Origin of the sequence: Acinetobacter piscicola (genome assembly GCF_015218165.1) — a bacterium.
GTDB classification, from domain to species: domain Bacteria; phylum Pseudomonadota; class Gammaproteobacteria; order Pseudomonadales; family Moraxellaceae; genus Acinetobacter; species Acinetobacter piscicola_A.
In genome coordinates this window covers 754,632-778,982 of the sequence record NZ_CP048659.1, presented here as the reverse complement: position 1 = coordinate 778,982, position 24,351 = coordinate 754,632, and the positions used below count along the sequence as shown (strand labels likewise).

The following is a 24,351-nucleotide window of genomic DNA, read 5'->3' as shown; positions in this document are numbered from 1 at the left end:
GGAATTTTTTATAATGCTGAATAATTTTATGTCAAAGCTTGAAACTTTATTTTCCAATAAAGGCCATCAACAAAACAATGAAGTAATTCATACATTTAATGAAACACAAAAGAATAATGTAAAAAAAGTTTTATCGGTATTTTTACCACTCAGCGAAATTGAGGAAGGCTTAGAGCAAGCGATTAGCTTATTTATTTTTACAGGTGAAAACCCAGAAATATTACTCAAACTGAATCAACTCCCTGATGAAAAAGCCAGTGACTTGATCGGTAGCCCTGGTACTTATGAATGGTATTGGACAAATATCGAGCTCAACAAAGCACAAGAAAAATTAAAAAATCAATCTATTAAATCACGCCAGCAACTCAATGATGATTTATTTGATACCTTAAATAATGAACAGATTATTCGTTTGGGCAAAGTATATGAAAGTATTACCCAACAAAAAAATTATAAAGAACTGTACGCGCCTATTCCTGTGTGGTTTCACTATATTGTGGTCGATGCTTTGGTCACATTGCAGCAGCGTCATGGTTTTAGTGAACTTGATGCAAAAAAACTGATTAAACAACAATGGACATTGGCTAAATTAGAGCAACTTTTAGCTGCAGATGAACCCACTTTGGCGCAACATTTACCGCTATTTCTATTCGAACGAGTCGGTTGTAGTAGTTATTATACAGACCGTATGAATTTAATTTTTGAACTGTCTGATACAAATACTTATATTGAACAACATCTTGATATCTTCAAACAAGAGGTTCCAAATCTCAATGTCGATGGGCAAACTGTATTTTTAGATTATTTAAAAGCTCAACCTGAGATTTTAAAGCAACTTCCTGAATTAATCGTAAAATTAACCATTGGTCGTTCTAAAACCATTCGTGATTTGGCAGTAAGTTTACTCAGCCAACTCAATGCAGAAGACAGTCAACGTTACTTACAGGACTATTTAATCCATGGTTTAAGCAAGGAACGTGGTTTTGCTGCAGAACTTTTAGCACGCTTAGGTGAACATAACCTTGCTGTTTTAGAACAAGCTCTTGAAAGTGAAAAGCAAAAATCTGTACAACAAGTGATTTTAATGGCTGTACAACGCTTAAAAGCAGTACATGAGTCTACTCACGCTACACATATTGAAATTCCAAGTTTTAGCCCCTTGCTTGCACAAAATATTCCTTCTGATTTCATTGATGTTTTACAAGATAATTTTGATAAAATTCTAAAAAAAGCCGAACAGTCTGCTGCGGCTGAAATCGAAGAAAATAAAAATCGTAGTTATCGTTCAGATTGGGCGCAAAAAAATTTAAAGCGTTTAAAAAACGTGAAAATTAGTAATTTTAAAGTGTTGTTAGATCAGGTAAATGGTCAACCCTCCCGAAAACCCTCTGAACAAGATACTCAGATCATCACCTATCAAAAAAATATACAAAAATATCCTGAATATTCACTGATTCATGCAATGCGCATTCATGTTTCTCGTAGGGCGGATCAAACGATCAGTTGGCGCACCATTTTTGAGGATGTACCACCTTCCCTATATGCGAATGTAGAGTTACGTCAAATCAACCAAGCACTCCAAGATATAGGATGTAGCAATACTGAGCGTCAGATCGCACAAGGTATGTTAATGTCTTATTGGAATAATTTAGATGACTATATCACCGAGCCACAACAGATTTGGCCTTTTTTTGCTGAACATCCTGAGTTTATCAGTGAAGCATTGGGTTTAAGTCCATCTTTAGAAGAAAGTGCCTACTATCAATTTGAAGCCATCAAAGCGATTAAAATTTTAGAATATTTCCCAAGCATTCCACAGCAATTTATTCCCCGTTTACTTGAATATGCTTTAGGGGAAAATAAACGTCTGCGTTTCGACGCACAGCAAGCTTTACAAACGTTGCCAGAAATTCATTTACGTGCCATTGAAGCTTTAGACTCAGGTAAACAGGAAATTCGCATTACTGCCATTGAATGGCTCGCACGTTTACAACGTCAGGAAGCTGTTAAACCACTAAACGCTTTACTGAAAAAAGAGAAAAAGGAAATCGTTCGTGCCGCCCTACTCACTGCTTTGGAAAAATTAGGACAAGACATCAGCCCTTATTTGTCTGAAAAAGTGTTACTTGCTGAGGCTCAACAGGGCTTAAAAGCGAAGATTTCCAGTAGTTTTACTTGGTTTGATGCCAAAACTTTACCTGAATTATCGTGGAAAAATGGTACAACTGTAAAAGCCGAAATTATTCACTGGTGGGTGGTGTTGGCTGAAAAACTTAAAGACCCAAAAGCCAATGCACTTTTTCAACGTTACTTAGATTTACTCGATGAAAAAAGTCAGCAACAGCTTGCCAACCATCTATTACATCTTTTTATTCAACAAGATACTTTATCTCCTACTTTAGAACAAGCGATGGAGGTCGCAACCAAAGAAGCACCACAACGCCTACAAGGCTACCGAGATAGTTATCAACATTATGGACATAAATACCCTGAATATTATGGGCATTATGCAACCATTACACTTGAAGAAGTCATTGAAGAAGTTAAGCGTCAACAACTGTCAATTTATTTAGGTTCAGCGATTAAAAGTAAAGGGATGTTGGCACTCACTTATCCCGCACAAGGTAGTTTTGCTGTAAAAATGCTACAAAATTATATGAAGCAGCACTACCCTCGCCGCTCACAAATTGAAGCGATGATTTCAGCATTATCTCTCAGCAATGATCCATTAATCATTCAATTACTATTATCATTATCACGGCGTTATCGCACGACCTCTGTACAAAACTTAGCGACCGATTTAGTCACAGAAATTGCTGAACGTAATCAATGGAGTAATGATGAATTGGCTGACCGCACGATTCCAACAGCAGGATTGGATGAAAATGGTATTTTAAACTTAGAATATGGCACACGCTTATTTACAGCGATCGTCGATGATAAAGACAAATTTGTATTAAAGAATGAAGAAGGTAAAGTGGTCAAAACCTTACCTGCAGCGCGTCAAAATGATGATGAGAGTTTGATTAAAGAAGCAAAAGCATTATTCAGCAGCAGCAAAAAAGAATTTAAACAGGTCGTTGACATGCAAACAGGTCGTTTGTATGAGGCAATGTGTAGTGAACGACAATGGAATGTTATGGAATGGCAAGAATATCTGTTTCAACATCCAATCATGCAGCGTTTAATTCAACGTTTAGTTTGGCTTGAAGTCACTGAATCAGGTGAAAAAATCGCGTTCCGTCCAAGTGATGATGGCTGCTTACTGAATCTAGATGATGATGAAATTGAACTTAGTAACACCAGCAAAATTCAAATTGCACATGCCGTGATTGTCGGTAAAGATCATGCAGATGCATGGATGGCACATTTTAAAGACTACAAAGTCAAATTTTTATTTGAACAAATGAGCCATCATTTACCTGAACTCACCGATCCCAAAGCCAATCAAATCGAAGATCGCAAAGGTTGGATCACAGATACTTTTACTTTACGTGGTATCGTCAACAAACTCGGTTATCAACGCTCAAGCATTGAAGATGCAGGCTCATTTGACCGTTATAGCAAACCATTTAAACAATTGGGTATCGATGTACAAATCGTATTTAGTGGCAGTTATGTCCCTGAAGAAAATATTCCTGCGGTTCTGTATGACTTAGAGTTTGATCAACTCGGTAGCCGTTCTTGGAACTCAAATCGTCTACCCTTAAGTGAAGTTCCGCCAATTCTACTGGCTGAAAGCTACGCAGATTATTTGAAAGTTGCAGATGCATGTCGTGGTTTTGACCCTGAGTGGGAAAAGAAAACGCCTTGGTAAAACAAGTAAGATTTTCTCAAAGCTGCTCTTTTGTGAGATAAATTTGAGTAGCTTTGTCTTATTTTGCAAATATTTTACTTTTCATATTTATTTTTAAATACGGCAAAAGTAACTTGTAGCCAAGGATTGACCAAAAAGTCAGAGGATCAGGTAAATAAAGTCAATCCTTGTAGAATCTATATCTTTCGCCATTGCGATAGAAAACTAAAAACGCTTAAATGAGCCCATTGTATCGCTTATTTTAAAATAAAGGACTTTGTATGAATCGTCGTGTTGTGATTACGGGTATGGGTATTAACTCATGTATCGGAAATACCTTAGAAGATGTGACCCATTCTTTACAAAATGGAATTTCAGGCACACGTCATAACCCGACTTATGAAGAACTCAATTTTAAAAGTCATGTCAGTGCTGCGGCTGAACAAGATTTTGACCATATTGACCGTAAACTTAAACGTTTCATGGGCGTATGTGCAATGTATGCCTATAATTCTGCGGTAGCTGCGGTTGAACATGCAGGTTTAACTCCTGAACAATTGGGTGGCAATCCACGTTATGGTATCGCAGGGGGGTCGGGTGGTAACTCTACTGCCTCTGTTGCTGAAATGATTAAATTACTTGAAGAAAAAGGCGCACGTAAGGTTGGTCCTTTCTTCGTTCCACGTAATATGTCAAATACCATTACTGCAAACGTCGGTGTAGCCTTCAAATTACAAGGTGTTGCACACTCAATTACTAGTGCTTGTGCCACTTCTGCAGATGCGATTGGTTATGCATATAACCTGATTCAATTGGGAAAACAAGATTTAATGCTTGCAGGTGGCGGTGAAGAAGATCATTGGTCACAAAGCTTATTATTTGATGCGATGGGCGCACTGTGTTCTAAATACAATGAAACACCTGAAACAGCATCACGCCCTTATTCTGCTGACCGTGATGGTTTCGTGATTGCAGGCGGTGGCGGTTTCGTGGTTCTTGAATCACTGGAACATGCTCAAGCACGTGGTGCAAATATCTTGGCTGAAGTGGTTGCTTATGCTGCAAACTCTGACGGTGCTGACATGGTTGCACCATCAGGCGAAGGTGCGACACGTTGTATCTTGATGGCACTTGATGAAGCAAAGCAACACGGCGTAGAAAGCATTGACTATGTAAATACACATGGTACATCTACACCTGCAGGTGATGTAACTGAGTTAAAAGCCATGGAGCGTGCTTTTGGTGAAGGTCAAGTTCCACCATTGAGTTCAACAAAGTCAATGACAGGTCATAGCTTAGGTGCTGCGGGTGTACAAGAAGCCATTTATTCTGTACTGATGATGCAAAATGACTTTATTGCACCAAACATCAATGTCACAGAATTAGACGAAGGTGCAAAACCATTCGACATCGTACTTGAAAAACGTGATGCAAAATTGAATACTGTCATGAGTAACAGTTTCGGTTTTGGCGGTGTTAATGCATGTCTCATTTTCAAAAAATGGGAAGGCTAATTTGAAAATGGTTGATCTATTACTCCAATAGGTCAACCACTTCCGCACTGCCCTTTACATAAGGGTGATTTGATGGATGCTCCTTCTGATGCTTTCCTCTGGGTAAAAGCATTTCATATTATTGCAGTGGTCTGTTGGTTTGCTGCATTGTTCTACCTCCCACGCCTCTATGTTTATCATGCGATGAGCGAAGATCAGCTTAGCCATCAACGCTTTGAAGTGATGGAACGCAAATTATATCGAGGCATCATGTGGCCTTCGATGATCATCACACTGATCACCGCCCATTTCCTCGTGGATTGGGGGGATGCAACACGTCATTATCACGAAGCACTGTGGTTCTATCTGAAAGTAGGCTTAGTGGGTTTATTGGTCATTTATCATTTTGTTTGTGGTTATTACCGTAAAAAACTCATTGGCAATGCACATTACAAATCACACAAATTTTGGCGTTTTTTTAATGAATTACCCACCTTAATTTTACTTGCTGTGGTTATTTTAGTGGTGGTTAAGCCCACATTTTAAGCCCCCATATTTTAAAAACCTCCACACGGAGGTTTTTTAATTTTTTGGCTTATATAAAATTTCAAATACCCTAAATATCCATTGAGCAACTTATTTTTAACAATCCTTTTTATTGGGAATATTCACCACCACAATGCAATCAGCGCACTAATGATCACGAAACCCAAAAATGTACTGATCATCAACGGTGTTAAGGTTTTTTGATCTTGCAACTGATAGGCTTGTGAGAAAATAATAAAAGCCGCAGGCATCGGTAAAGCCGCAATAATCGTACCTGCATAAAGCATTTCCTGACTGACATTTGGCATCCAAGACAAGCCTGTAAATACTGCTAATGGCATTATGATCATTTTAGCAAACACCAAAAATACACTTTCCATATCAATTTTTTGAATTGATAAACCCACCAAACCACCACCAATAACAAAAAGTGCAATGGGTGAAGCTGTTTTACCTAGCAAATCTAATGCTTGATGCAGTTGAGTGGGTAATTGAATCTGAAAAAATGCAAAACTCAAACCCAAGATCACCGATAAAATCACAGGATTTTTTAATAACTTAAGTAAAGTCTGACGGAGTAATAATCCAAGATTTTGCTGTTGCTGCAAACCCATTTCAGCCAAAGCCAACACCATGGTCACTATGATGACATTTTCCACAATCAAGGTTAACGAGATATAAACGGTCGCCTGATTTCCCATCAGCAAGGTTAAAATTGCAGTCCCAATAAAGCCCGTATTTGACATTGCACCGCCCATCGCAAATACCGCAGCATGGCTAAACCGATGTTTAAAAAAGTAATAAAAAACCAGAAATACAGTCAAATATAAGAGAAAAGACACAGTCGCATAGACAAAGAAATAGCTTGGATACCAAATTTCATGCAAATCTTTAGAAGCCAAAGCCACAAACAATAATGCAGGAAGAGAAATGCGAATCACAAAAGCACTCAGTGCTGAAATTTGTGCTTTATCAATAAGATTGATTTTTACACTCAAATATCCCAAAAAAATGAGGATAAAAATAGGTAAAAGCACTGAAAGTACCATTGGGTGAATCCTTTTTCCGTATGGTAAAATAAAAAGAGAAATATATCCTAAAATATATTTCTCAAAATCTTAAATACCATTAAGGCATAACTTTTTACTCAAATGGCGTAAAGAGACTTTTCAATGCATGGGGCTGACAACGCAGATATTGTGGTGCAATAGCCACTTGTGCATTCAACACAGCAGCTGCATGCCAAGGCCAACGTGGGTCATACAAAATTGCTCGTGCCAATGCAATCGCATCAGCTTGTTTATTTTGTAAAATATTTTCTGCTTGTTGTGGCTCAGTAATCAAACCTACCGCAATCACAGGAATATTCACATGTTTTTTGATTTCAGTAGCAAAAGGTACTTGATAATTTGCACCGATTTGAATGTTTTGCTGTACATGTAAACCACCTGAAGAGACATGAATATACACCGCACCGCATTGTTCCAATGCTTTAGCAAGGTCAATGCTAGAAGAGACATTCCAACCGCCCTCTTCATCCATCCAATCTGTTGCTGAAATACGTACCCCAATTGGATAATCAGCAGGCACTGCGGCTTTCATCGCTCTCGTCGCTTCTAGAGTCAGGCGAATACGATTTTCAAAACTGCCACCATACTGATCTGTACGGTGATTAGACAATGGTGACATAAATTGATGCAACAAATAACCATGTGCTGCATGCACTTCTATTAAATCAAACCCTGCCTCTACTGCACGTTTTGCCGCAGCTGCAAAATCAGCAATGATTTGTTGGATCTCATCAACGGTCAATGTATGTGGTGCAACATCATCTACATTAAATGCAATGTTACTCGCTGAAACTGTTTGCCATCCTAAATCTTGCTCAGGTGCAATCTGTCCCTTGCCCAACCAAGGTTTATCCGTAGAAGCTTTACGTCCTGCATGTGCTAACTGCACAGCAAAAGGCATCGGTGAAAGGGTTTTTACTTTTTGCAGCAACACCTGAATTTTGTCACGCTGTCTATCATTCCATAATCCGACATCGGCATAGCTAATTCGACCTTCTGGCTGTATGGCTGTTGCCTCAATGATACACAACCCCGAACCTGACAATGCGTAATTTGCCCATTGCTGTTCATGCCAATAGGTCACTTCACCTTGCTCAGTGGCAGAATATTGGCACATTGGTGCAATGATGATTTTATTATTGAGTTTCAGTTGTCCAAATTGAATCGGTTGAAATAGCAATGACATGTAAATTTTCCTTAAAATGCTTTTGTAATATTTAATCCTGCGCTCCAATTCACCCCATCCGCAGGTTCAAAGAAACGCCCATTTCCATCATTTACAATCACAGAACCAATATAATTTTTATCAAAAACATTATCTACACGCGCAAAGGTTTTAATTTTCCAATCATGATTTTTCCAAATATACCCCACATTGGCGCTGGTCACGGTATAACTTGGCGCAGCATCACTATTACTATCATTGACATAAATTTTATCCATATAACGAACATCTATGCCCGCATTCAAACCTGTTTCAGGTAACCATCCCAAACTTGCATAGGCTTGGTTTTTGGCAATCCCAGGAATGACATTATCTTTTGGAATTTTACCCGCAAGCACTTCATGTTGATCATTTAAAATTTCAGGAACATCTGCATTAAACGTAGCATCTAAATAACTATAAGAGGCTTGTGCCGTGAAATCTCGCCATAATTTTTTATTCCAAGACAGCTCTAGCCCTTCACGTAACGTCTGCTCTGCATTGCGAAAGGTATTTCGTCCATTATTTGACTGCCCTGAGATAATGTCGTCTTGGGTTTTACTTTGAAAAATTGCTACGGTGAATTGCCCTAAACGATTTTTGGCTTTCAAACCGATTTCATAATTATCACTTGTCGCAGGTTTTAACGCAAAATTAATGCCTGACGTTGCCAAGGTTGGATAAGCCATTTCAGTAAATGTCGGCGTTTCAAAGCCTTTAGAATAACTAAAATAACTCATCAGATGTGGAGAAATATCCCAAGTCAAAGCAGCAGAAGGTAATACTTTGTCATAATCCGTTTTACCACTATCATTGCCATTATCTTTATCGGCAATATATTCAGCACTTCTATAATAATAATCTTTAGATTCATAATGAACATTACTATAGCGTAAACCTGCATCTAATCGCAGTGCAGGAACCAACTGCCAAGAGGCTTGCAGATAAGGATCTAAATTCCATAAAGTATTTTTTTCATCACGACGCAGATCACCCTTTACCCCATAATTCGGCTGATTTTGCGGATTTAAAATAAAGTTTTCATAACCTTGACGGTCTTCATTCATTGCATCATAAGCCACACCTACACTCAATCGTGTATTTAGCAATAACGCTTTGCCTGTCCAACGCAGATCTACACCATAATAATCACGATCAAAATCAATCACTCCCCCAGCATGTCTAGGGTTCATTTGACTTGTTGATGGTTTAGACTTGCCATAATTATCCAATCCAAGATTTGGAGATATTTCACCTTTTGGAATCGATTGATACTGGGTCACTTCACGATGACCAAAATATGCCATTGAATAAAGTTCATTTTGATCATTCAAGGGTTTAGTCCAATTGATCCCTGTTTGCGTTTGATTAATTTCTTTTCGGACATCAAATTGTTTTAAAAATGGAACTTGTTGTTTCGGATTGGCTTGCCATTGTTCACGGGTCAATCCTTGTGGATCATCGGCATTGATATCAACATGATTCACGGTCCAATTAATTTTAGAACCATCCTCCAAATCCCAACTGAGCTTGGCATTACTGAGGACTTTTTTCGCATCACTATGTTCACGATAACCATCTGTCGCAAAATACGACGTACTGAGCACATAACTCGGCTCATTGGCTTGATCTGCACCGCCTTGCAAGACAATGTCGGCACGATTTTTATCATGACTCCCTGCCGAATATCCTAATTGTATCGAGTCTCGCCCTTGCCCTTCTTGGGTTGTGGTTAATATCGTTCCACCTGAAGAATTACCATACAAGGCTGAAAATGGTCCTCCAAGAACTTCTATATCTTTTAAGCTACTCAAATCAATATTCGAAGTTTGCCCTTGACCATCAGGCATTGTTGCAGGAATCCCATCCACATATAAGCGAATGCCACGTACGCCAAACGTTGAACGTGCACCAAAACCACGCATCGACAACTGTAAATCTTGGGCGTAATTTTCACGATTATTCAGTTGTAATCCCGGCACCCCTTGCAATGTTTCAGTCAGATTAACCCCGAGATTATTCGCTTGCTCTTTTTGTTCAATCCGATAAACCGAAGCAGGTGTATGCAACCATGTCGTATCGCTACGCGTTGCGTGTAAAGTCAGTGTATCCAAAAGCTGAACGGGTTCTGATGTCCCCGTTTCAGCATAAAGTTGTTGACTAATACATGCTGTTAAACAAAGTAAGCTAAAATTTAGAGAGATAAATCGTATATTACTTTGCATCAGCATATTCCTTATGTTTGTTTTACATTTTAAAAATAAGACTAGAAAATAACTTTCGAGCCGAATCCAACCACAAAAGCATCATCCACTTTATTTGTTGCACCTGGATGTACAACATACTGAACTAAAGGACGTAACATCAACCATGGGGTTGGATAATAGGAATAATTAAGTTCCATATTATATTCTGCACTTTGATTCAGCACTGCAGCTTTAGGCGCTCGATAGCGCTCATTGACATGCACGCGATTCACAGCAAAACCTAAAATATCATTGGGATGACCATCAAAAAGACCAATATATTTCAAACCGAGCTGCTGAGAATTATCCACTTGTGTGGTGGTTTGATCATGAAAGGTAAAATTACCAAAGCTATGTAAACCACGGCGACCTTCGCCTGTAGACGTCAGTTGTTGTTCAAATGAAAGCCAACCACCATAACTGCGGTCTTTACCGACTGTACCTGCTTTATAAGCAACATCATATTGATTCTTTGCATCATCAGCCGTATTGTACAACAGCCCTGCACGGTAACTACCTGCTAAATTGTTAATTGCTGTTTTCGGAGACCATACGGTTTCAGCTAAAATATTAATCCCATCTGCATTTTGGGTATCTAAATTCCAACCGTGACGTTCTAAAGCATTTTCAGGGTTATATTCAAACACACCCACTTGTGTAAACAACTCAGGTTGTATTTGCCACTTTACACGCCCGCCCCATTGTGAAACAGGTGTGTTGTACCATAGCTTACCTTGCCATTTCCCCATCTGCGCAGCACAAAAAGCATTGCTTTGGAAATCGCATGCCATTGTATTAAATTCTGTTCCCAAGCCCATGCGCCCAATACGGACATTCACGCCTTGTGCTTTAAAATTTTTTTCAATATATAATTCACTCAAACGACTCCCTGAGTTACCACGCCCCCAATTGGCTTGAGAATTGGCAAATTGTGGTGCACTTGGGTCTTGAATCCCTTCCAAACTGGTACTTTGCCCCTGACGAGCGGTCACCATAGCACGTACCGTCACCCCATCCCAACCAGCGAGTTGTTCAAGATTTAGCGTTGTTCCTGCGGCAAATTGTGTCCCAAATGTCGGCGATTGATGTGCGTCGTAACCACCGTCCGCCAAATATGAACCATCCATTGCAATATTGGCATCAAATTTAATACCTTGTTCTGCAAGCGCAGTGCGTTTACCGCCCCAGTCTCCTGTTAAAGTTTTTCCATTGGGGTCAAATGCAGATTCTGCATGTGTAGCTGACATTAAAGAAGCAGTTGAAATTGCCAATAAAGAAAGCGCAATAATTTTCATAGCAGAGCCTAATTTAAAACTGTATAAATTTTGTTTGTAGGGTGTTAGATATCTATAATTAAGAGAAACATCACATTTACAACCTACAAATATGCTGCAATGGCATTGCTTACAATGGATGCCATTACAGTTTTATTACAAGAAAATTACACATTTTTATGAACTTCCACTAGGTGATTATTTTTATGAGTAAATAAACTTTTTTTTATATAATATCAGCTCATCTTATTACCAATTGTTTAGTATTATTAAATTTTACTCACTGAATCCTCATTTTGTCTGTACATGTATTAACAATGTACCATCGCAACTGACCTGTATATTTTTAGAAAACTTTCTTGAACTGACAAATTTCACTACAATATTATTCTTATCTTATTATTCTCCTGTTCAACCGCCTTATGCCTGAATTACCAGAAGTTGAAACTACCAAAACCAGTCTTTTCCCATTACTTGAGCAAAAAGTAATCTCTGTACAAGTTCGGGAATCACGCTTACGTTGGGCAATTCCTGATGATCTATCAAAATTAGTTGGACAAAAACTGATTCAACTAACTCGCCGTTCTAAATATATTTTGGCTGAATTTGAACACAATACCATGCTTTGGCATTTGGGAATGTCTGGCAGTTTTCGTTTATGTGATGCACATGAAGAACTGCGTAAACATGATCATTTAATTATTGATTTTGAAGACATTCAACTCCGTTACCATGATCCACGCCGCTTTGGTTGTATCCTTTGGTTAGATGAACACTCACAAAGTAAACTGATTGACACTTTGGGTCCTGAACCCCTCAGTGCTGAATTTACAGCAGAATATTTGACTGAAAAATTAAAAAATAAACAAACAGCCATAAAAGTTGCCATCATGGACAATCATGTCGTGGTCGGTGTGGGTAATATTTATGCAACCGAAAGTTTATTTAATTTAGGCATTCATCCTGCCCAACCAGCTAAAACACTGAATTCAACCCAAATTGCTAAATTAGTAATTGAAATTAAACGTATTTTAAAGCAAGCCATAGATTTAGGTGGATCAACCTTACGTGATTACACTAACGCTATGGGTGAAAATGGTTATTTTCAGCAAACCTTACTCGCATATGGTCGTGCAGGTGAAATGTGCGTAAATTGTGAAACAACATTAGAAAATTTAAAACTTGGACAACGTGCGAGTGTATTTTGCCCACAATGCCAACCCTTAAAAAAAATCAAAGTCGTTCACCCCTCATCAAAAGGTAAATCCCAATGAAAACTGCAATTGCTCGTCATATTTTGGTGAAAGATAAGGACTTAGCTCAACAATTAAAACAAAAAATCTTGGATGGCGCTGACTTTGCTAAAATTGCTAAACAGCACTCTACTTGCCCTTCAGCGAAAAAAGGCGGTGAATTGGGGGAAATTAAAAAAGGGGATTTAGTTGCGCCCATCGACAAAGCTGTGTTTAGTTTAGCTGAACGCGAACTTCATGGGCCAATTAAAAGTCAATTTGGCTTTCATTTGTTAGAAATCAAATTCCGTATGGACTTTTAAAATTGAAATAACAATAAATTAAGGACTTTGTTCTAAGCTGTTATAGTTTTCAATAAAGTCCGCATATTCATTGATATAGCTTCTAAACATCTCTGCACGAGTAGCAAAATAAAACACCTCATTGCCATTTCTAACAATATTTTCAGGCGTTTTACCATTGCAAAAACCATGATTAGAAAAGACAGCTGACTTCAATGTACTGTAATGCTGAATGGCTTGCGCCTCACTCTCGAAGCCAAAAACCAACATCGTAAAGTCTGGAAAATACTTTTTCTTTTCACCTATTCCCACTTTACTCTTTGCAGTGTAAATTCGTAATCCTTCGCCTTTAACTTGGAGTACTTTGTTCAGATCACAATCATTTTCTGACCAATTTTTACCACTTTCACTTTCAAATAACTCAAAATTTTGCTTTAACAACTTGACTTGTAAAGCATTCATTAAGACTTCATTTTCATTAATATTATTGGCTTCTATTGTTTCATATTGTGTTTTTTGATTAGGAATATCTTCAAAAGTCAGTTGTTGATTTAATTCTGATGTATTTTCATTCTTGCTATTGGGCAGTGCAATTTTTTCTAATTCAGGATCTACTTTACTTTTTTGGGGTTCACTACATGCAAATAGACTGAAAATCATTAAACTTATCAGTAGTTGTTTTTGCATGTTCTCTTCCCTTCCCTTAATTTTAAATCCTTTATTCATAGTACACATAAAAAACGGTACCTCAAAGTACCGTTTAATATACATGATAAATACTGAAAAGGATTATTGACGTTTTTTCAATTCATCACGAATTTCACGTAATAATTCAATATCTTCTGGCGTAGCTGCAGGTGCTGCTTCCACAGGTTTACGAATTTTATTTAAGAATTTAACCAACAAGAAAACCACCCAAGCTAAAATTAGGAAGTTTAAGAAAATTGTAATAAAGTTACCGTAGGTTAGAACGTTAATTCCCGCTTTAGTCAACTCATCTAAAGATTGTAAATTGTTCGGATTATCTCCTAATACGAAGAATTTTTGCGTAAAATCAACACCGCCTCCTGTAATCACAGTGATCAGTGGCATAATGATATCTTTCACAAGAGAGTCAATAATTTTACCGAATGCACCACCGATGATGACACCGATCGCCATGTCCATCATATTGCCTTTGACAGCAAATTCTTTAAATTCTGAAACAATACCCATGTGTATCTCCACGCTTGCTTTTGCGTACTTTTTATGTGACGAAGTATACATTAATTTCTAATATATATTTCCGCCTAATTTACTAGGTTTTAAAGAACTTTCTATATTTTTTTTCATTTTATACAAAAAGTATACTTTTCCACGATTTAATATTAGTCTGAGCCCTTAGGATTACTCAAACTAAAAACTGGCTTTGCAATAAAATATTCGACAAATAACATGATTTTCAAATCATACGCACCATAGCCCAAATCAACCAGACATTTAGTTTAAGCATAAAAAAACCGCCAATATATGACGGTTTTTTTGAAACTGTAAAATTAACCGTTACGGTTACGTTTACGTTCGTTTTCAGTCAACCAGCGTTTACGGATACGGATTGACTTAGGCGTTACTTCAACTAATTCGTCGTCTTCGATAAATTCAAGCGCTTGTTCAAGCGTAAATTCAATGTGCGGAACGAGAGTCAACGCATCATCAGTACCAGAAGCACGTACGTTAGTTAACTGTTTCGCTTTAGTTGGGTTAACAGTCATGTCGTCTGAACGTGAGTTAATACCAACGATCATACCTTCATAAACTTCTAACTGAGGTTTAGCGAATAGACGGCCACGGTCTTGTAAGCTGAATAGTGCATAGCCCAAGCAAGTCCCTTGAACCATAGAGATCAACACACCATTTTGACGTTTTGCAACAGTACCTTGTTTCATTGGACCGTAGTGCGAGAAGCTTGAAGTCATGATACCTGTACCTGAAGTCATAGTTAAGAATTCAGAACGGAAGCCAATCAAACCACGTGAAGGCACAGTTGCTTCAATACGGATACGACCTTTGCCGTCAACTTCCATATTGGTCATTTCGCCTTTACGATGACCCATTTGTTCCATGACAGCACCTTGATGCTGTTCTTCAACGTCAAAAGTTACATTTTCATACGGTTCTTGTTTCTCACCGTCGATTTCTTTGATGATTACTTGTGGACGTGATACACCCATTTCGAAGCCTTCACGACGCATGTTTTCAATAAGAACTGAAAGGTGAAGCTCACCACGACCAGATACTTTGAAACGGTCAGGACTGTCAGTATCTTCAACACGAAGTGCGACGTTGTGAATCAATTCGCGATCTAGACGTTCACGGATATTACGTGAAGTCACAAACTTACCTTCTTTACCCGCAAACGGTGAATTGTTGACTTGGAAAGTCATCGAAACTGTAGGTTCGTCTACAGAAAGTGCAGGTAAAGCTTCAACTGCTTTCGGATCACAAATCGTGTCAGAAATATGAAGTTCATCAATACCCGTTACACAAACGATGTCACCAGCAGAAGCTGATTCAACATCAATACGCTCTAAACCATGGTAACCCATAATTTTTAAGATACGACCGTTACGTGTTTTACCGTCTTTGTCGATGACAGTTACAGGTGTATTTAATTTCACTGAACCACGTTGAATACGACCAACACCGATAACACCAACGAAGCTATTATAGTCGAGTGAAGACACTTGCATTTGGAATGGACCGTCAACGTCAACTGCTGGTGGCTCAACGATATCTACAATTGTTTCGAACAACGGCGTCATGTCTTCAGCAAGTTCTTCCGGTGATGGACCCGCCACACCACGAAGACCTGAAGCGTAAACGACTGGGAAGTCTAACTGTTCGTCAGTACCACCAAGGTTATCGAATAAGTCGAATACTTGGTCAATTACCCAGTCTGGACGCGCGTTTGGCTTGTCAACTTTGTTAATGATCACGATTGGTTTCAAACCACGTGCGAACGCTTTTTGTGTTACGAAACGCGTTTGTGGCATTGGGCCTTCTTGAGAGTCAACAAGAAGAAGTACGCAGTCAACCATTGACATTACGCGTTCAACTTCACCACCGAAGTCGGCGTGTCCCGGGGTGTCGACAATATTAATACGATATTCAGTATCAGTACGTTTATCTAACCATTTAATTGCAGTGTTTTTTGCAAGAATGGTAATACCACGTTCACTTTCAATAGCGCCAGAATCCATGACACGTTCAATCTCGCCCGCACGTTCACCGAGCGCACCTGATTGTTGTAAAAGTTTATCAACTAAAGTTGTCTTCCCGTGGTCGACGTGAGCAATAATAGCAATATTGCGGAGAGTTTTAATATCTGACATGTAAATTCGATACGCCTAAAGTTTGAGGGCAAATTATACAGAAAAATCTTAACTTTTAGTAGTGACAGTTTATGGACTGTTACAAGTTTTTTTCACAATAACGGGCTTTTTATTTTGTAAAAGAGTGTAAAGAGATTAGAATAGCACCATCTTGCCGCTGTTCTCCCACTCCCATGTCCGATTTAAATACCTCTCAAGAGCAACAACAAGGTCAAATTGATCTTGTTTATGGCTTAAATGATCGTCCAAAACCGTTGATCGCATTTTTTGCAGCTCTACAACATTTACTTGCCATTATTGTCCCAATCGTGACACCAGGTTTGCTCATTTGTTTAGCGCTCGGCGTTTCCACACACGATACCAACATGATTTTATCCATGTCTTTGGTCATTTCAGGGATCGCAACCTTTTTACAATGCAAAAAAGTAGGACCCTTTGGTGCAGGATTATTGATTGTCCAAGGGACTAGTTTTAACTTTATTGGTCCGATTATCGGGATTGGTTCAGCAATGGTTGCTGCAGGCACACCTGTAGAAGCGGTCATGGCTTCGATTTTTGGTGTTGTCATTGCAGGCTCATTTATTGAAATGGGTGTATCACGTATTTTACCTTGGGTGAAAAAACTCATTACCCCATTGGTTACAGGTATTGTCGTACTACTTATTGGTCTGACTTTAATTAAAGAAGGTCTAATCAGTATGGGTGGCGGCTATCAAGCCATGGAAAATAAAACCTTTGCCAGTACTGACAACTTAATTATGTCATGTACCGTATTGGCCATCATCATTTTACTCAACCGTTTTAAAATCGTATGGCTAAAAAGTTCTGCAATCTTGATTGCATTAGTCATTGGTTATGCGCTCGCTGGCTATATGGGTTATCTGAATTTTTCAGGTTTAAAAGATGCACCATTAATCCAAGTACCAACACCGATGCATTTTGGTCTAAGTTTCTCTTGGAGCTTATTCATACCCATGGCATTTATTTACCTCGTCACTTCTTTAGAAGCAATTGGAGATGTCACTGCAACCTCTAAAATCTCCAACCAACCTGTTGATGGTCCTTTATGGATGCAACGTATTAAAGGTGGTGTACTGGTCAATGGTGCAAACTCATTCCTTGCAGGGATTTTTAATACTTTTCCAAGTTCAGTATTTGCACAAAATAACGGTGTAATTCAGCTTACAGGTGTTGCAAGTCGTTATGTCGGCATCTGGATCGCGATCATGCTGATCGTTCTTGGCCTATTCCCTGCGGTTGCAGGTGTGATCCAAGCTGTTCCACAAGCTGTACTCGGAGGTGCGGTCATGGTGATGTTTGGTGCAGTGGCTGCATCAGGTATTAACATTTTGTCAGGTGTTAGTCTTGATCGTCGTGCATTATTGATTATTGCAATTTCTTTAGCACTCGGTTTAGGGGTTGCTCAAGTTCCTCAAATTTTAGAGCATCTTCCTGAATTACCACGTAATATTTTTAGCTCTGGTGTGGCAACAGGCGGTATTTCAGCTTTGATCTTAAATTTAGTTTTACCTGAAACTAAAAAATAATTGAGTAATTCCTTATAATGCCCAGTTTTGACTGGGCATTATTGTTCAAACTTTTCTAATGGATGGTGATTATGGAGCCAAGCAGTGAAGTTGTCATTCGACAGCATGACTACCTTTCTGGACGTGTATTATTGGTCAATGCGCCAACGGATGATCTACTTTCAAATTTAGCTCATGACATCGAAGCCAGCGTTTGGACATGGAATTTTAATGAATTTCAATATTTCCAAAACTTAAAGGCCAATGTGCATTTTGGTACAGATTTACCTACGCATGATTTTGATCAAGCAATCGTATTTGTGCCAAAATCAAAAGAATTACTCAATTATATTTTGCACAATTTAGTCAGCCGCTTAGCAATAGGTGCGTCTATTTTCCTTGTTGGTGAGAAAAAAGGCGGTGTTGAACGAGCATCAAAACAGTTACAGCCCTTTGGTCAAGCCATCAAATTGGACAGTGCTCGTCATTGTCAAATGTGGCAACTGACAACTGACAAAACGGTACATGCAAAACCTTTAGCAGAATGGGTTCAACATTATCCAGTTGCAACGCCTGCAGGCGAACTGACCATTTGTGCGCTTCCGGGCGTGTTTAGCCAAAATCGTCTTGATGTCGGTACTGCAGTGTTGTTACCGTATTTATCACAAGTGACTTCAGGCAAAATTGCTGATTTTGGTTGCGGTGCGGGTGTGATCAGTGCATATTTATGCAAGCTAAATCCGAAAAATCGTATTTTTGCTTTGGATGTAGATGCTTTTGCTTTAGCATCCACCCAAATGACCTTTGAAAAAAATAATTTACCCCTAGAACAACTCGAAATAAAAGCAGTGACAGGGATTGATGATGCGCCATTATTTTTGCACGCGATCGTCAGCAATCCTCCATTTCACCAAGGAATTCAAACCGATTACAATGCCAGTGAAACACTGTGCAAAACTGCAAGACGACATTTAAAATCAGGTGGCGAATTATGGATTGTGGCGAACCGCTTCCTCAATTATCCATTACTTATTGAACAAAGTTTTGGTCAATGTGCGACCAAAGCTGATCAACAAGGTTTTAAAGTGTTATTCGCCAACACTCAAAAAAATCTTAAGGAAGCATGATGAGCGGACAAGATCATCCTCAACTCAAGCGTAAGCTCGGCGCTCGACATTTAAATATGATCGCCATTGGTGGTTCAATCGGTACAGGTTTATTCCTAGCATCAGGTCAAACCATTGCCACAGCAGGACCCGGCGGTGCATTACTTGCTTATGCCTTGATTGGTGTCATGATTTATTTCTTGATGACCAGTTTAGGCGAACTCGCAACACATAACCCAACATCAGGTGCATTTTTTACCTATGGTAATAAATATGTCGAAGAAGGTTTTGGCTTTGCACTCGGTTGGAACTACTGGTACAACTGGGCAATTACTGTTGCCTTTGAATTGGTGGCAGTTCAATTCATCATGAAATTTTGGTTCCCTGATATTCCTGGAGTCTGGTGGAGTGCAATCTTCCTTGCCATCATTTTCTTTATCAATGCCTTAACTGTGAAAGGCTTTGGCGAAAGTGAATTTTTATTTTCATTGGTTAAAGTGATTGCAATCATTTTCTTCATTGTGATTGGTTTATTCATGATTGGTAAAATTATGCTTGATCCAACACAGTCTGTGACCAAAAACTGGACCATTGGCGAAGCACCTTTTGTGGGTGGTTTCCAAGCCTTAGTTGGCGTGGCTATGATTGCAGGATTTTCATTCCAAGGGACTGAAATGGTTGGGGTTGCTGCGGGTGAGTCGAAAGATCCAAAGAAAACCATTCCAATTGCCATTAAGCAAATTTTCTGGCGTATTCTATTATTTTACATTTTATGTATTTTCATTATTGGAACATTGGTTGCTTATACCGACCCAAGTCTCAAACTTGCTGCCGAAGGTGATGGTAATATTACCCTTTCACCATTTACCCTGCTCTACGAAAAAGCAGGGTTAGCTTTTGCTGCAGGTTTGATGAATGCCGTGATTTTAACTGCAATCATGTCTGCAGGTAACTCAGGTATGTATTCTTCTACCCGTATGTTATTTGATATGGCACGTCAAGGACGCGCACCGAAATGGTTTGCTAAACTTGATCTACGTGGCGTACCAATGAATGCCTTGTATGCAACAACTGCGATTGCAGCACTGTGTTTCCTGACCACGCTTTTTGGCGAGAATGAAGTCTTTACATGGCTATTAAACATGTCAGGAATGTGTGGCTTTATTGTTTGGTTAGGTATTGCAATTTCGCATTATCGCTTCCGTAAAGGCTATTTGGCGCAAGGTTATAAATTAGAAGATTTGGCATATCGTGCAAAATTCTTCCCATTTGCCCCTTGGTTTGCGTTCATTCTTTGTACCATTGTTGTCCTTGGACAAAACTATGAAGCATTTCTCAACGGTGACTGGATGAGTGTACTATCGACCTATATCAGTCTTCCACTTTTCCTCGCAATTTGGCTGATCTATAAATTTAAAAATGGCTCAAAATTGATTGCCTATAAAGATATGGATGTAAAACCAATGGACGAAGATAAAGCATAACTGTATTAAGCTTCATTTTATTACAAGCGCTTAGCCCTATTTCGATAGGGCTTTTTTATTGCAAAATGAATATTTTAATTTTTTTAAGCTAAAAATATCAATGAATAAACAATAGGTTAAATATTTTAAGATTATAAATTTATTTAAAAATGAAATAATAAATCGTAAGCTCTCCTTGACAGTCAACTTTAAATGCTTAAAATAGCGCCAAATTCGATTCATCTTTTCCAAAAGATTTTATAGGAGGACATCATCATGCTGACATTGGAAAACACAACAAACTAATACAGCAATGATGTCGCTCACGGACACTTGCTGTACCAAAGTGTCCGAATGCCAAGATTCTAAACCTAGTATTCGCTGGGTTTTTTTATGCCTGAAAAAACAGGTAAATAGAATTATTCGGACAAATATAAAATTGCTTAGAGTAAAGATCATGGGCATACAAAAAATTCTGAACGCCAAAGCAGATTATGGCGTTCCCGTAAAAATTTATACCAACGACATTGACGAAGAAAGCATGACCCAATTGCGTAAAATGGCGCAATTGCAATTTATTCATTCCCATATTGCGGTCATGCCTGATGTGCATGTCGGCAAAGGCGCAACCGTAGGTAGTGTCATTCCGACCAAAAATGCCATTATTCCTGCCGCGGTGGGCGTAGACATTGGCTGTGGCATGAATGCGATGCGTTTGAGTTTAAAAGCAGATCAACTGCCTGATAATTTAAGTACATTACGTAATGCAATTGAGCGTAAAGTACCTGTTGGGTTTGAAATGCATAAGCAAATTAAAGCCAAAGCTTCAACGCTGATACCACTCGATAAACGTTTAAAATTGATTACCGATAAACACCCTGCGCTTAAACGTATGCTGCGCCATTTCGACTCGACATGGCAAAAGCAAATCGGCACACTCGGTGGTGGTAACCATTTTATCGAGTTGTGTTTAGATGAAAATCATGATGTTTGGATCATGTTGCATTCAGGCAGTCGAGGTCTTGGTAATGTAATTGGCACCTATTTTATTGAACGTGCCAAGAAAGAAGCCCAAAGCCGTTTTGGTCATGTACCTGACAAAGATTTATCTTACTTTGCCGAAGGTTCAAACAGTTTTGATGATTATTTTGAAGCCCTAGAGTGGGCACAAGAATATGCTTATGAAAACCGACGTGAAATGATGCGTTTGATTTTAGAAGCCATTCGTCCACTACTGCCCAGCTTTCAAATGACCAAAGAAGCGATTAATTGTCACCATAATTATGTGCAAAAAGAACTGCATTTTGGCGAAGAGGTTTTTGTGACGCGTAAAGGTGCGATTCGTGCAGGTACAGAGGAATATGGCATTATTCCCGGTTCAATGGGAGCAAAATCTTTTATTGTTAAAGGGAAAGGTAATCCCGATTCATTCTGCTCATGCTCGCATGGTGCAGGTCGAAAAATGAGCCGTAGTAAAGCCAAAAATCTGTTTAATCAGCAAGATTTAATTGCCCAAACTGAAGGAATCGAATGTCGTAAAGACAAAGGCGTGGTGGATGAAATTCCAAGTGCCTACAAAGATATTGATGAAGTGATGGCAAACCAAACCGACTTAATTGAAGTGGTGCATACTCTCAAACAAGTCATGTGTATTAAAGGCTAAAAATAAAAGGTCAATCTAATGAAGCTGAAAAAAATGCCAAAAATTAAAGCCCGTAATCCTGTTGCACTATCCCCGCTTTTACATAAAAGTGGCATGCATGAAGCAGAAAAACCCAAAGCACAACATCGCCGTGACCGTAAACACTCGAAACAGTAGTTACGTAAAACTGATTGGGCACATGCTTAAATGCTCACCTGATCAATGCTAAAACATCAGGTTCAGCAAATTCGTTTGCTGAACCTATCTTTATCTCATATTTATGCTTATTTCTATTTTTAGCTCAATGGTGTAGCAGCTTGATAACAATGAATTACTATGGCTTGTTGGCAAATTCCTTCTGCTAGGCGCTGTTTTTCAAAAACATCTCGTTGCATCGCATCTAAACTATCAAAAAAGCAAATTTCATCTTCATCAATACTATATACCAAAGAATGATTCCCTACGCCCTCTAAATCATCATAAAATACAATCACTAAAGCTTGATTTTCTTCTATTTCATGTTGAATACTTTCATAACTTAGCGCAGGTAAAACCGCAATACCAAGTTGTTCTGCCTCAAAATATGCCACTTGCTCTTTCACATGCTGATCAGGATCAGGGTCGCTATAAAAAGAGACTTCAAATCCCATTTTATACAAAGCAACAGCCAAGCCAATACTAAAAGTACCATCTTCAGCATCATGCCGAGAAAGTTCAATCAATTGTAGCGGCTGAATATCTAAACCATACTGTCGAACCACACACCATAAGGCAAACACCCCACAATTGGAGGGTAAATTTAAAATTTCATCAGGCATGCTCACGGTGTTTAATCCTCTTCTATATCAATGCTGAATATAACATTCTTAAAGTATCAACATAAAAATTGGCATAAAAAAACGACTCCGAAGAGTCGTTTTTTATCACTCAGTGACTCAATATTATTGAGCTGGTTGAGCAAGAACAGTACGGCTACCAGAAATCGCAGCGAATACGCGACGGTTCATAGCACGACCTTCTTTAGTTTTGTTGTCAGCAATCGGTTGATCCCAAGCGAAACCTTGAGTAGACAAACGAGATGCATCAATGTTGAATTCGCTTACAAGTGCAGATTTAACAGAGTTAGCACGAGCTAAAGATAAACGTTCGTTTAACTTACGTGGACCAGTGTTATCTGTGTGACCTTCAATACGAGCAGTCGCATTCGGGAATTCATTTAACTTCTCAGCAACCTTAGCGATTTCTGGTTTGTATTGTGCTTTGATATTTGATTTGTTTGTATCAAAGAATACACGAAGTTCCATGTTAAGTGGTTCAGTGATTTCTTGAGGTGGTGGAGCAACTGGAGTTGGAGCAACTTCAGGTACTGGAGCAACTTCTACTACAGGCGCAGCAGGTTTCAAGTGACCACCAAGAACTACGTTAAGACCAGCAAGTGCTGTGTAGTTCCAGAAATCTTCATCGATGTTATAAGTTGCACGAGCTTCTGTACGAAGAGATAGAGCATCGTTTAAGCGCCAGAATACACCTGCACCAGCGTTACCTAAAGTACCTTCTTCACCATCACGATAGTTTAATGCAGGTGCATCAAAATCGTATTTATAGTGACCAGCACCTAACAATACGTAAGGTTTGATTTTGCTGTCATAATCTTTAGTGATTAAATCAGAAGTAACATAGAAGTTACCGTTGATTTGTTGTTGCTTATATTCACCTGCGTTAGGGTCAACATCACCTTTAACTTGGTTATATTCAGCTTCGAAACCTAACCATGGAGTTAATTCAACACCAAGCGCAGCACCAACAAATAAGTCATCTTGTAATTCATGGCTATCTGTTAAGTTACGGTTGTTGTGCTCTGTGTCTTGGAATGTGTAACCTACTAATAATGGAGTTACAGTTACACCAGCGTTAGCAGCAGCGAATGGCGCAGCAACAAGCATAGCAAGTGCGATACGACTCAATTTCATGGATATCCTCCAGAGATAACAAATTGTTGTTCAAACTCAGCCTAAAATTTTTTGGCTTCCTGAGATAAGCTTTTTATACCCCAGTATTATTTTTAAGCTACTCACGTTGA

Annotated in this window: 19 protein-coding genes; 10 read left to right on the top strand and 9 right to left on the bottom strand. The window is 38.8% G+C overall.

Going from position 1 to position 24,351, the window contains the following annotated elements; translation table 11 throughout:
• Positions 1 to 13: 13 nt before the first annotated feature.
• The 3 genes from G0028_RS03770 to hemJ all read left to right on the top strand — a co-directional run bounded on the left by G0028_RS03770 (position 14) and on the right by hemJ (position 5,835).
• Positions 14 to 3,817 carry a DUF4132 domain-containing protein gene (locus G0028_RS03770; protein ID WP_180046890.1) on the top strand — a complete coding sequence of 1,268 codons (3,804 nt, stop codon included), beginning with the start codon at positions 14 to 16 and terminating at the stop codon, positions 3,815 to 3,817.
• Between the two features lie 260 nt (positions 3,818 to 4,077).
• Positions 4,078 to 5,310 (top strand): beta-ketoacyl synthase N-terminal-like domain-containing protein, encoded by a 1,233-nt coding sequence (locus tag G0028_RS03765; protein WP_130074237.1) that lies wholly within the window; start codon positions 4,078 to 4,080, stop codon positions 5,308 to 5,310.
• A gap of 72 nt (positions 5,311 to 5,382) precedes the next feature.
• A complete protein-coding gene (gene hemJ, locus G0028_RS03760; protein WP_130074236.1) occupies positions 5,383 to 5,835 on the top strand; it encodes a protoporphyrinogen oxidase HemJ in 453 nt (150 codons plus the stop codon).
• A gap of 122 nt (positions 5,836 to 5,957) precedes the next feature.
• On the opposite strand, the gene G0028_RS03755 is transcribed toward hemJ, so the two are convergent.
• The 4 genes from G0028_RS03755 to G0028_RS03740 form a co-directional block, all read right to left on the bottom strand.
• Complete coding sequence (locus G0028_RS03755; RefSeq protein ID WP_180046892.1) at positions 5,958 to 6,884, bottom strand: AEC family transporter; 927 nt, start codon at positions 6,882 to 6,884, stop codon at positions 5,958 to 5,960.
• Between the two features lie 94 nt (positions 6,885 to 6,978).
• Entirely contained in the window at positions 6,979 to 8,091 is a 1,113-nt protein-coding gene (locus tag G0028_RS03750; protein ID WP_180046894.1) for an NADH:flavin oxidoreductase/NADH oxidase, read from the bottom strand.
• Between the two features lie 11 nt (positions 8,092 to 8,102).
• A complete protein-coding gene (locus G0028_RS03745) occupies positions 8,103 to 10,334 on the bottom strand; it encodes a TonB-dependent receptor (protein ID WP_180046896.1) in 2,232 nt (743 codons plus the stop codon).
• Positions 10,335 to 10,375: 41 nt separating this feature from the next.
• The gene (locus G0028_RS03740; RefSeq protein WP_180046898.1) at positions 10,376 to 11,650 is read right to left on the bottom strand and encodes a carbohydrate porin; all 1,275 of its coding nucleotides are present in this window, start codon (positions 11,648 to 11,650) and stop codon (positions 10,376 to 10,378) included.
• A gap of 401 nt (positions 11,651 to 12,051) precedes the next feature.
• Between G0028_RS03740 and mutM the strand changes: the two genes are divergently transcribed.
• Both mutM and G0028_RS03730 read left to right on the top strand, forming a co-directional pair.
• Positions 12,052 to 12,903 carry a bifunctional DNA-formamidopyrimidine glycosylase/DNA-(apurinic or apyrimidinic site) lyase gene (gene mutM / locus G0028_RS03735; protein ID WP_180046900.1) on the top strand — a complete coding sequence of 284 codons (852 nt, stop codon included), beginning with the start codon at positions 12,052 to 12,054 and terminating at the stop codon, positions 12,901 to 12,903.
• Complete coding sequence (locus tag G0028_RS03730; RefSeq protein ID WP_130074230.1) at positions 12,900 to 13,184, top strand: peptidylprolyl isomerase; 285 nt, start codon at positions 12,900 to 12,902, stop codon at positions 13,182 to 13,184. Before mutM ends, G0028_RS03730 begins: the two co-directional genes overlap by 4 nt.
• Positions 13,185 to 13,202: 18 nt before the next feature.
• Here G0028_RS03730 and G0028_RS03725 read toward each other — a convergent pair whose 3' ends face one another.
• From G0028_RS03725 to typA, 3 genes are all read right to left on the bottom strand, one after another.
• The gene (locus G0028_RS03725; RefSeq protein WP_227554766.1) at positions 13,203 to 13,889 is read right to left on the bottom strand and encodes a hypothetical protein; all 687 of its coding nucleotides are present in this window, start codon (positions 13,887 to 13,889) and stop codon (positions 13,203 to 13,205) included.
• 63 nt (positions 13,890 to 13,952) lie between these two features.
• On the bottom strand, positions 13,953 to 14,378 hold the full coding sequence (mscL, locus tag G0028_RS03720; RefSeq protein ID WP_130074228.1) for a large conductance mechanosensitive channel protein MscL: 426 nt from the start codon (positions 14,376 to 14,378) through the stop codon (positions 13,953 to 13,955).
• A gap of 320 nt (positions 14,379 to 14,698) precedes the next feature.
• The gene (gene typA, locus G0028_RS03715; RefSeq protein WP_180046902.1) at positions 14,699 to 16,534 is read right to left on the bottom strand and encodes a translational GTPase TypA; all 1,836 of its coding nucleotides are present in this window, start codon (positions 16,532 to 16,534) and stop codon (positions 14,699 to 14,701) included.
• Between the two features lie 173 nt (positions 16,535 to 16,707).
• Here typA and G0028_RS03710 point away from each other — a divergent pair, with 173 nt between their 5' ends.
• From G0028_RS03710 to G0028_RS03690, 5 genes are all read left to right on the top strand, one after another.
• Positions 16,708 to 18,081, top strand: coding sequence for a uracil-xanthine permease family protein (locus G0028_RS03710; protein WP_174493264.1), 1,374 nt, complete (start codon positions 16,708 to 16,710; stop codon positions 18,079 to 18,081).
• Between the two features lie 71 nt (positions 18,082 to 18,152).
• On the top strand, positions 18,153 to 19,187 hold the full coding sequence (locus tag G0028_RS03705; RefSeq protein ID WP_174493265.1) for a class I SAM-dependent methyltransferase: 1,035 nt from the start codon (positions 18,153 to 18,155) through the stop codon (positions 19,185 to 19,187).
• A complete protein-coding gene (locus tag G0028_RS03700) occupies positions 19,187 to 20,650 on the top strand; it encodes an amino acid permease (RefSeq protein ID WP_130074224.1) in 1,464 nt (487 codons plus the stop codon). Before G0028_RS03705 ends, G0028_RS03700 begins: the two co-directional genes overlap by 1 nt.
• Before the next feature lie 436 nt (positions 20,651 to 21,086).
• Positions 21,087 to 22,292 (top strand): RtcB family protein, encoded by a 1,206-nt coding sequence (locus tag G0028_RS03695; RefSeq protein ID WP_180046904.1) that lies wholly within the window; start codon positions 21,087 to 21,089, stop codon positions 22,290 to 22,292.
• Between the two features lie 18 nt (positions 22,293 to 22,310).
• The gene (locus G0028_RS03690; RefSeq protein ID WP_180046906.1) at positions 22,311 to 22,448 is read left to right on the top strand and encodes a hypothetical protein; all 138 of its coding nucleotides are present in this window, start codon (positions 22,311 to 22,313) and stop codon (positions 22,446 to 22,448) included.
• A gap of 119 nt (positions 22,449 to 22,567) precedes the next feature.
• On the opposite strand, the gene G0028_RS03685 is transcribed toward G0028_RS03690, so the two are convergent.
• Complete coding sequence (locus G0028_RS03685) at positions 22,568 to 23,089, bottom strand: peptidase C39 (RefSeq protein ID WP_130074251.1); 522 nt, start codon at positions 23,087 to 23,089, stop codon at positions 22,568 to 22,570.
• Between the two features lie 123 nt (positions 23,090 to 23,212).
• Positions 23,213 to 24,241 carry an outer membrane protein Omp38 gene (gene omp38 / locus G0028_RS03680; protein WP_180046908.1) on the bottom strand — a complete coding sequence of 343 codons (1,029 nt, stop codon included), beginning with the start codon at positions 24,239 to 24,241 and terminating at the stop codon, positions 23,213 to 23,215.
• Positions 24,242 to 24,351: the final 110 nt, after the last annotated feature.

Excerpts from the sequence above, each read along its gene's own strand:
- G0028_RS03750 (WP_180046894.1), bottom strand. The coding sequence starts at position 8,091 with ATGTCATTGCTATTTCAACCGATTCAATTTGGACAACTGAAACTCAAT.
- G0028_RS03725 (WP_227554766.1), bottom strand. The coding sequence starts at position 13,889 with ATGAATAAAGGATTTAAAATTAAGGGAAGGGAAGAGAACATGCAAAAA.
- G0028_RS03695 (WP_180046904.1), top strand. The coding sequence starts at position 21,087 with ATGGGCATACAAAAAATTCTGAACGCCAAAGCAGATTATGGCGTTCCC.
- hemJ (WP_130074236.1), top strand. The coding sequence starts at position 5,383 with ATGGATGCTCCTTCTGATGCTTTCCTCTGGGTAAAAGCATTTCATATT.
- G0028_RS03740 (WP_180046898.1), bottom strand. The coding sequence starts at position 11,650 with ATGAAAATTATTGCGCTTTCTTTATTGGCAATTTCAACTGCTTCTTTA.
- typA (WP_180046902.1), bottom strand. The coding sequence starts at position 16,534 with ATGTCAGATATTAAAACTCTCCGCAATATTGCTATTATTGCTCACGTC.
- mscL (WP_130074228.1), bottom strand. The coding sequence starts at position 14,378 with ATGGGTATTGTTTCAGAATTTAAAGAATTTGCTGTCAAAGGCAATATG.
- G0028_RS03770 (WP_180046890.1), top strand. The coding sequence starts at position 14 with ATGCTGAATAATTTTATGTCAAAGCTTGAAACTTTATTTTCCAATAAA.
- G0028_RS03685 (WP_130074251.1), bottom strand. The coding sequence starts at position 23,089 with ATGCCTGATGAAATTTTAAATTTACCCTCCAATTGTGGGGTGTTTGCC.
- G0028_RS03690 (WP_180046906.1), top strand. The coding sequence starts at position 22,311 with ATGAAGCTGAAAAAAATGCCAAAAATTAAAGCCCGTAATCCTGTTGCA.
- G0028_RS03710 (WP_174493264.1), top strand. The coding sequence starts at position 16,708 with ATGTCCGATTTAAATACCTCTCAAGAGCAACAACAAGGTCAAATTGAT.
- G0028_RS03700 (WP_130074224.1), top strand. The coding sequence starts at position 19,187 with ATGAGCGGACAAGATCATCCTCAACTCAAGCGTAAGCTCGGCGCTCGA.
- G0028_RS03730 (WP_130074230.1), top strand. The coding sequence starts at position 12,900 with ATGAAAACTGCAATTGCTCGTCATATTTTGGTGAAAGATAAGGACTTA.
- G0028_RS03765 (WP_130074237.1), top strand. The coding sequence starts at position 4,078 with ATGAATCGTCGTGTTGTGATTACGGGTATGGGTATTAACTCATGTATC.
- G0028_RS03755 (WP_180046892.1), bottom strand. The coding sequence starts at position 6,884 with ATGGTACTTTCAGTGCTTTTACCTATTTTTATCCTCATTTTTTTGGGA.
- omp38 (WP_180046908.1), bottom strand. The coding sequence starts at position 24,241 with ATGAAATTGAGTCGTATCGCACTTGCTATGCTTGTTGCTGCGCCATTC.
- G0028_RS03705 (WP_174493265.1), top strand. The coding sequence starts at position 18,153 with ATGGAGCCAAGCAGTGAAGTTGTCATTCGACAGCATGACTACCTTTCT.
- mutM (WP_180046900.1), top strand. The coding sequence starts at position 12,052 with ATGCCTGAATTACCAGAAGTTGAAACTACCAAAACCAGTCTTTTCCCA.
- G0028_RS03745 (WP_180046896.1), bottom strand. The coding sequence starts at position 10,334 with ATGCAAAGTAATATACGATTTATCTCTCTAAATTTTAGCTTACTTTGT.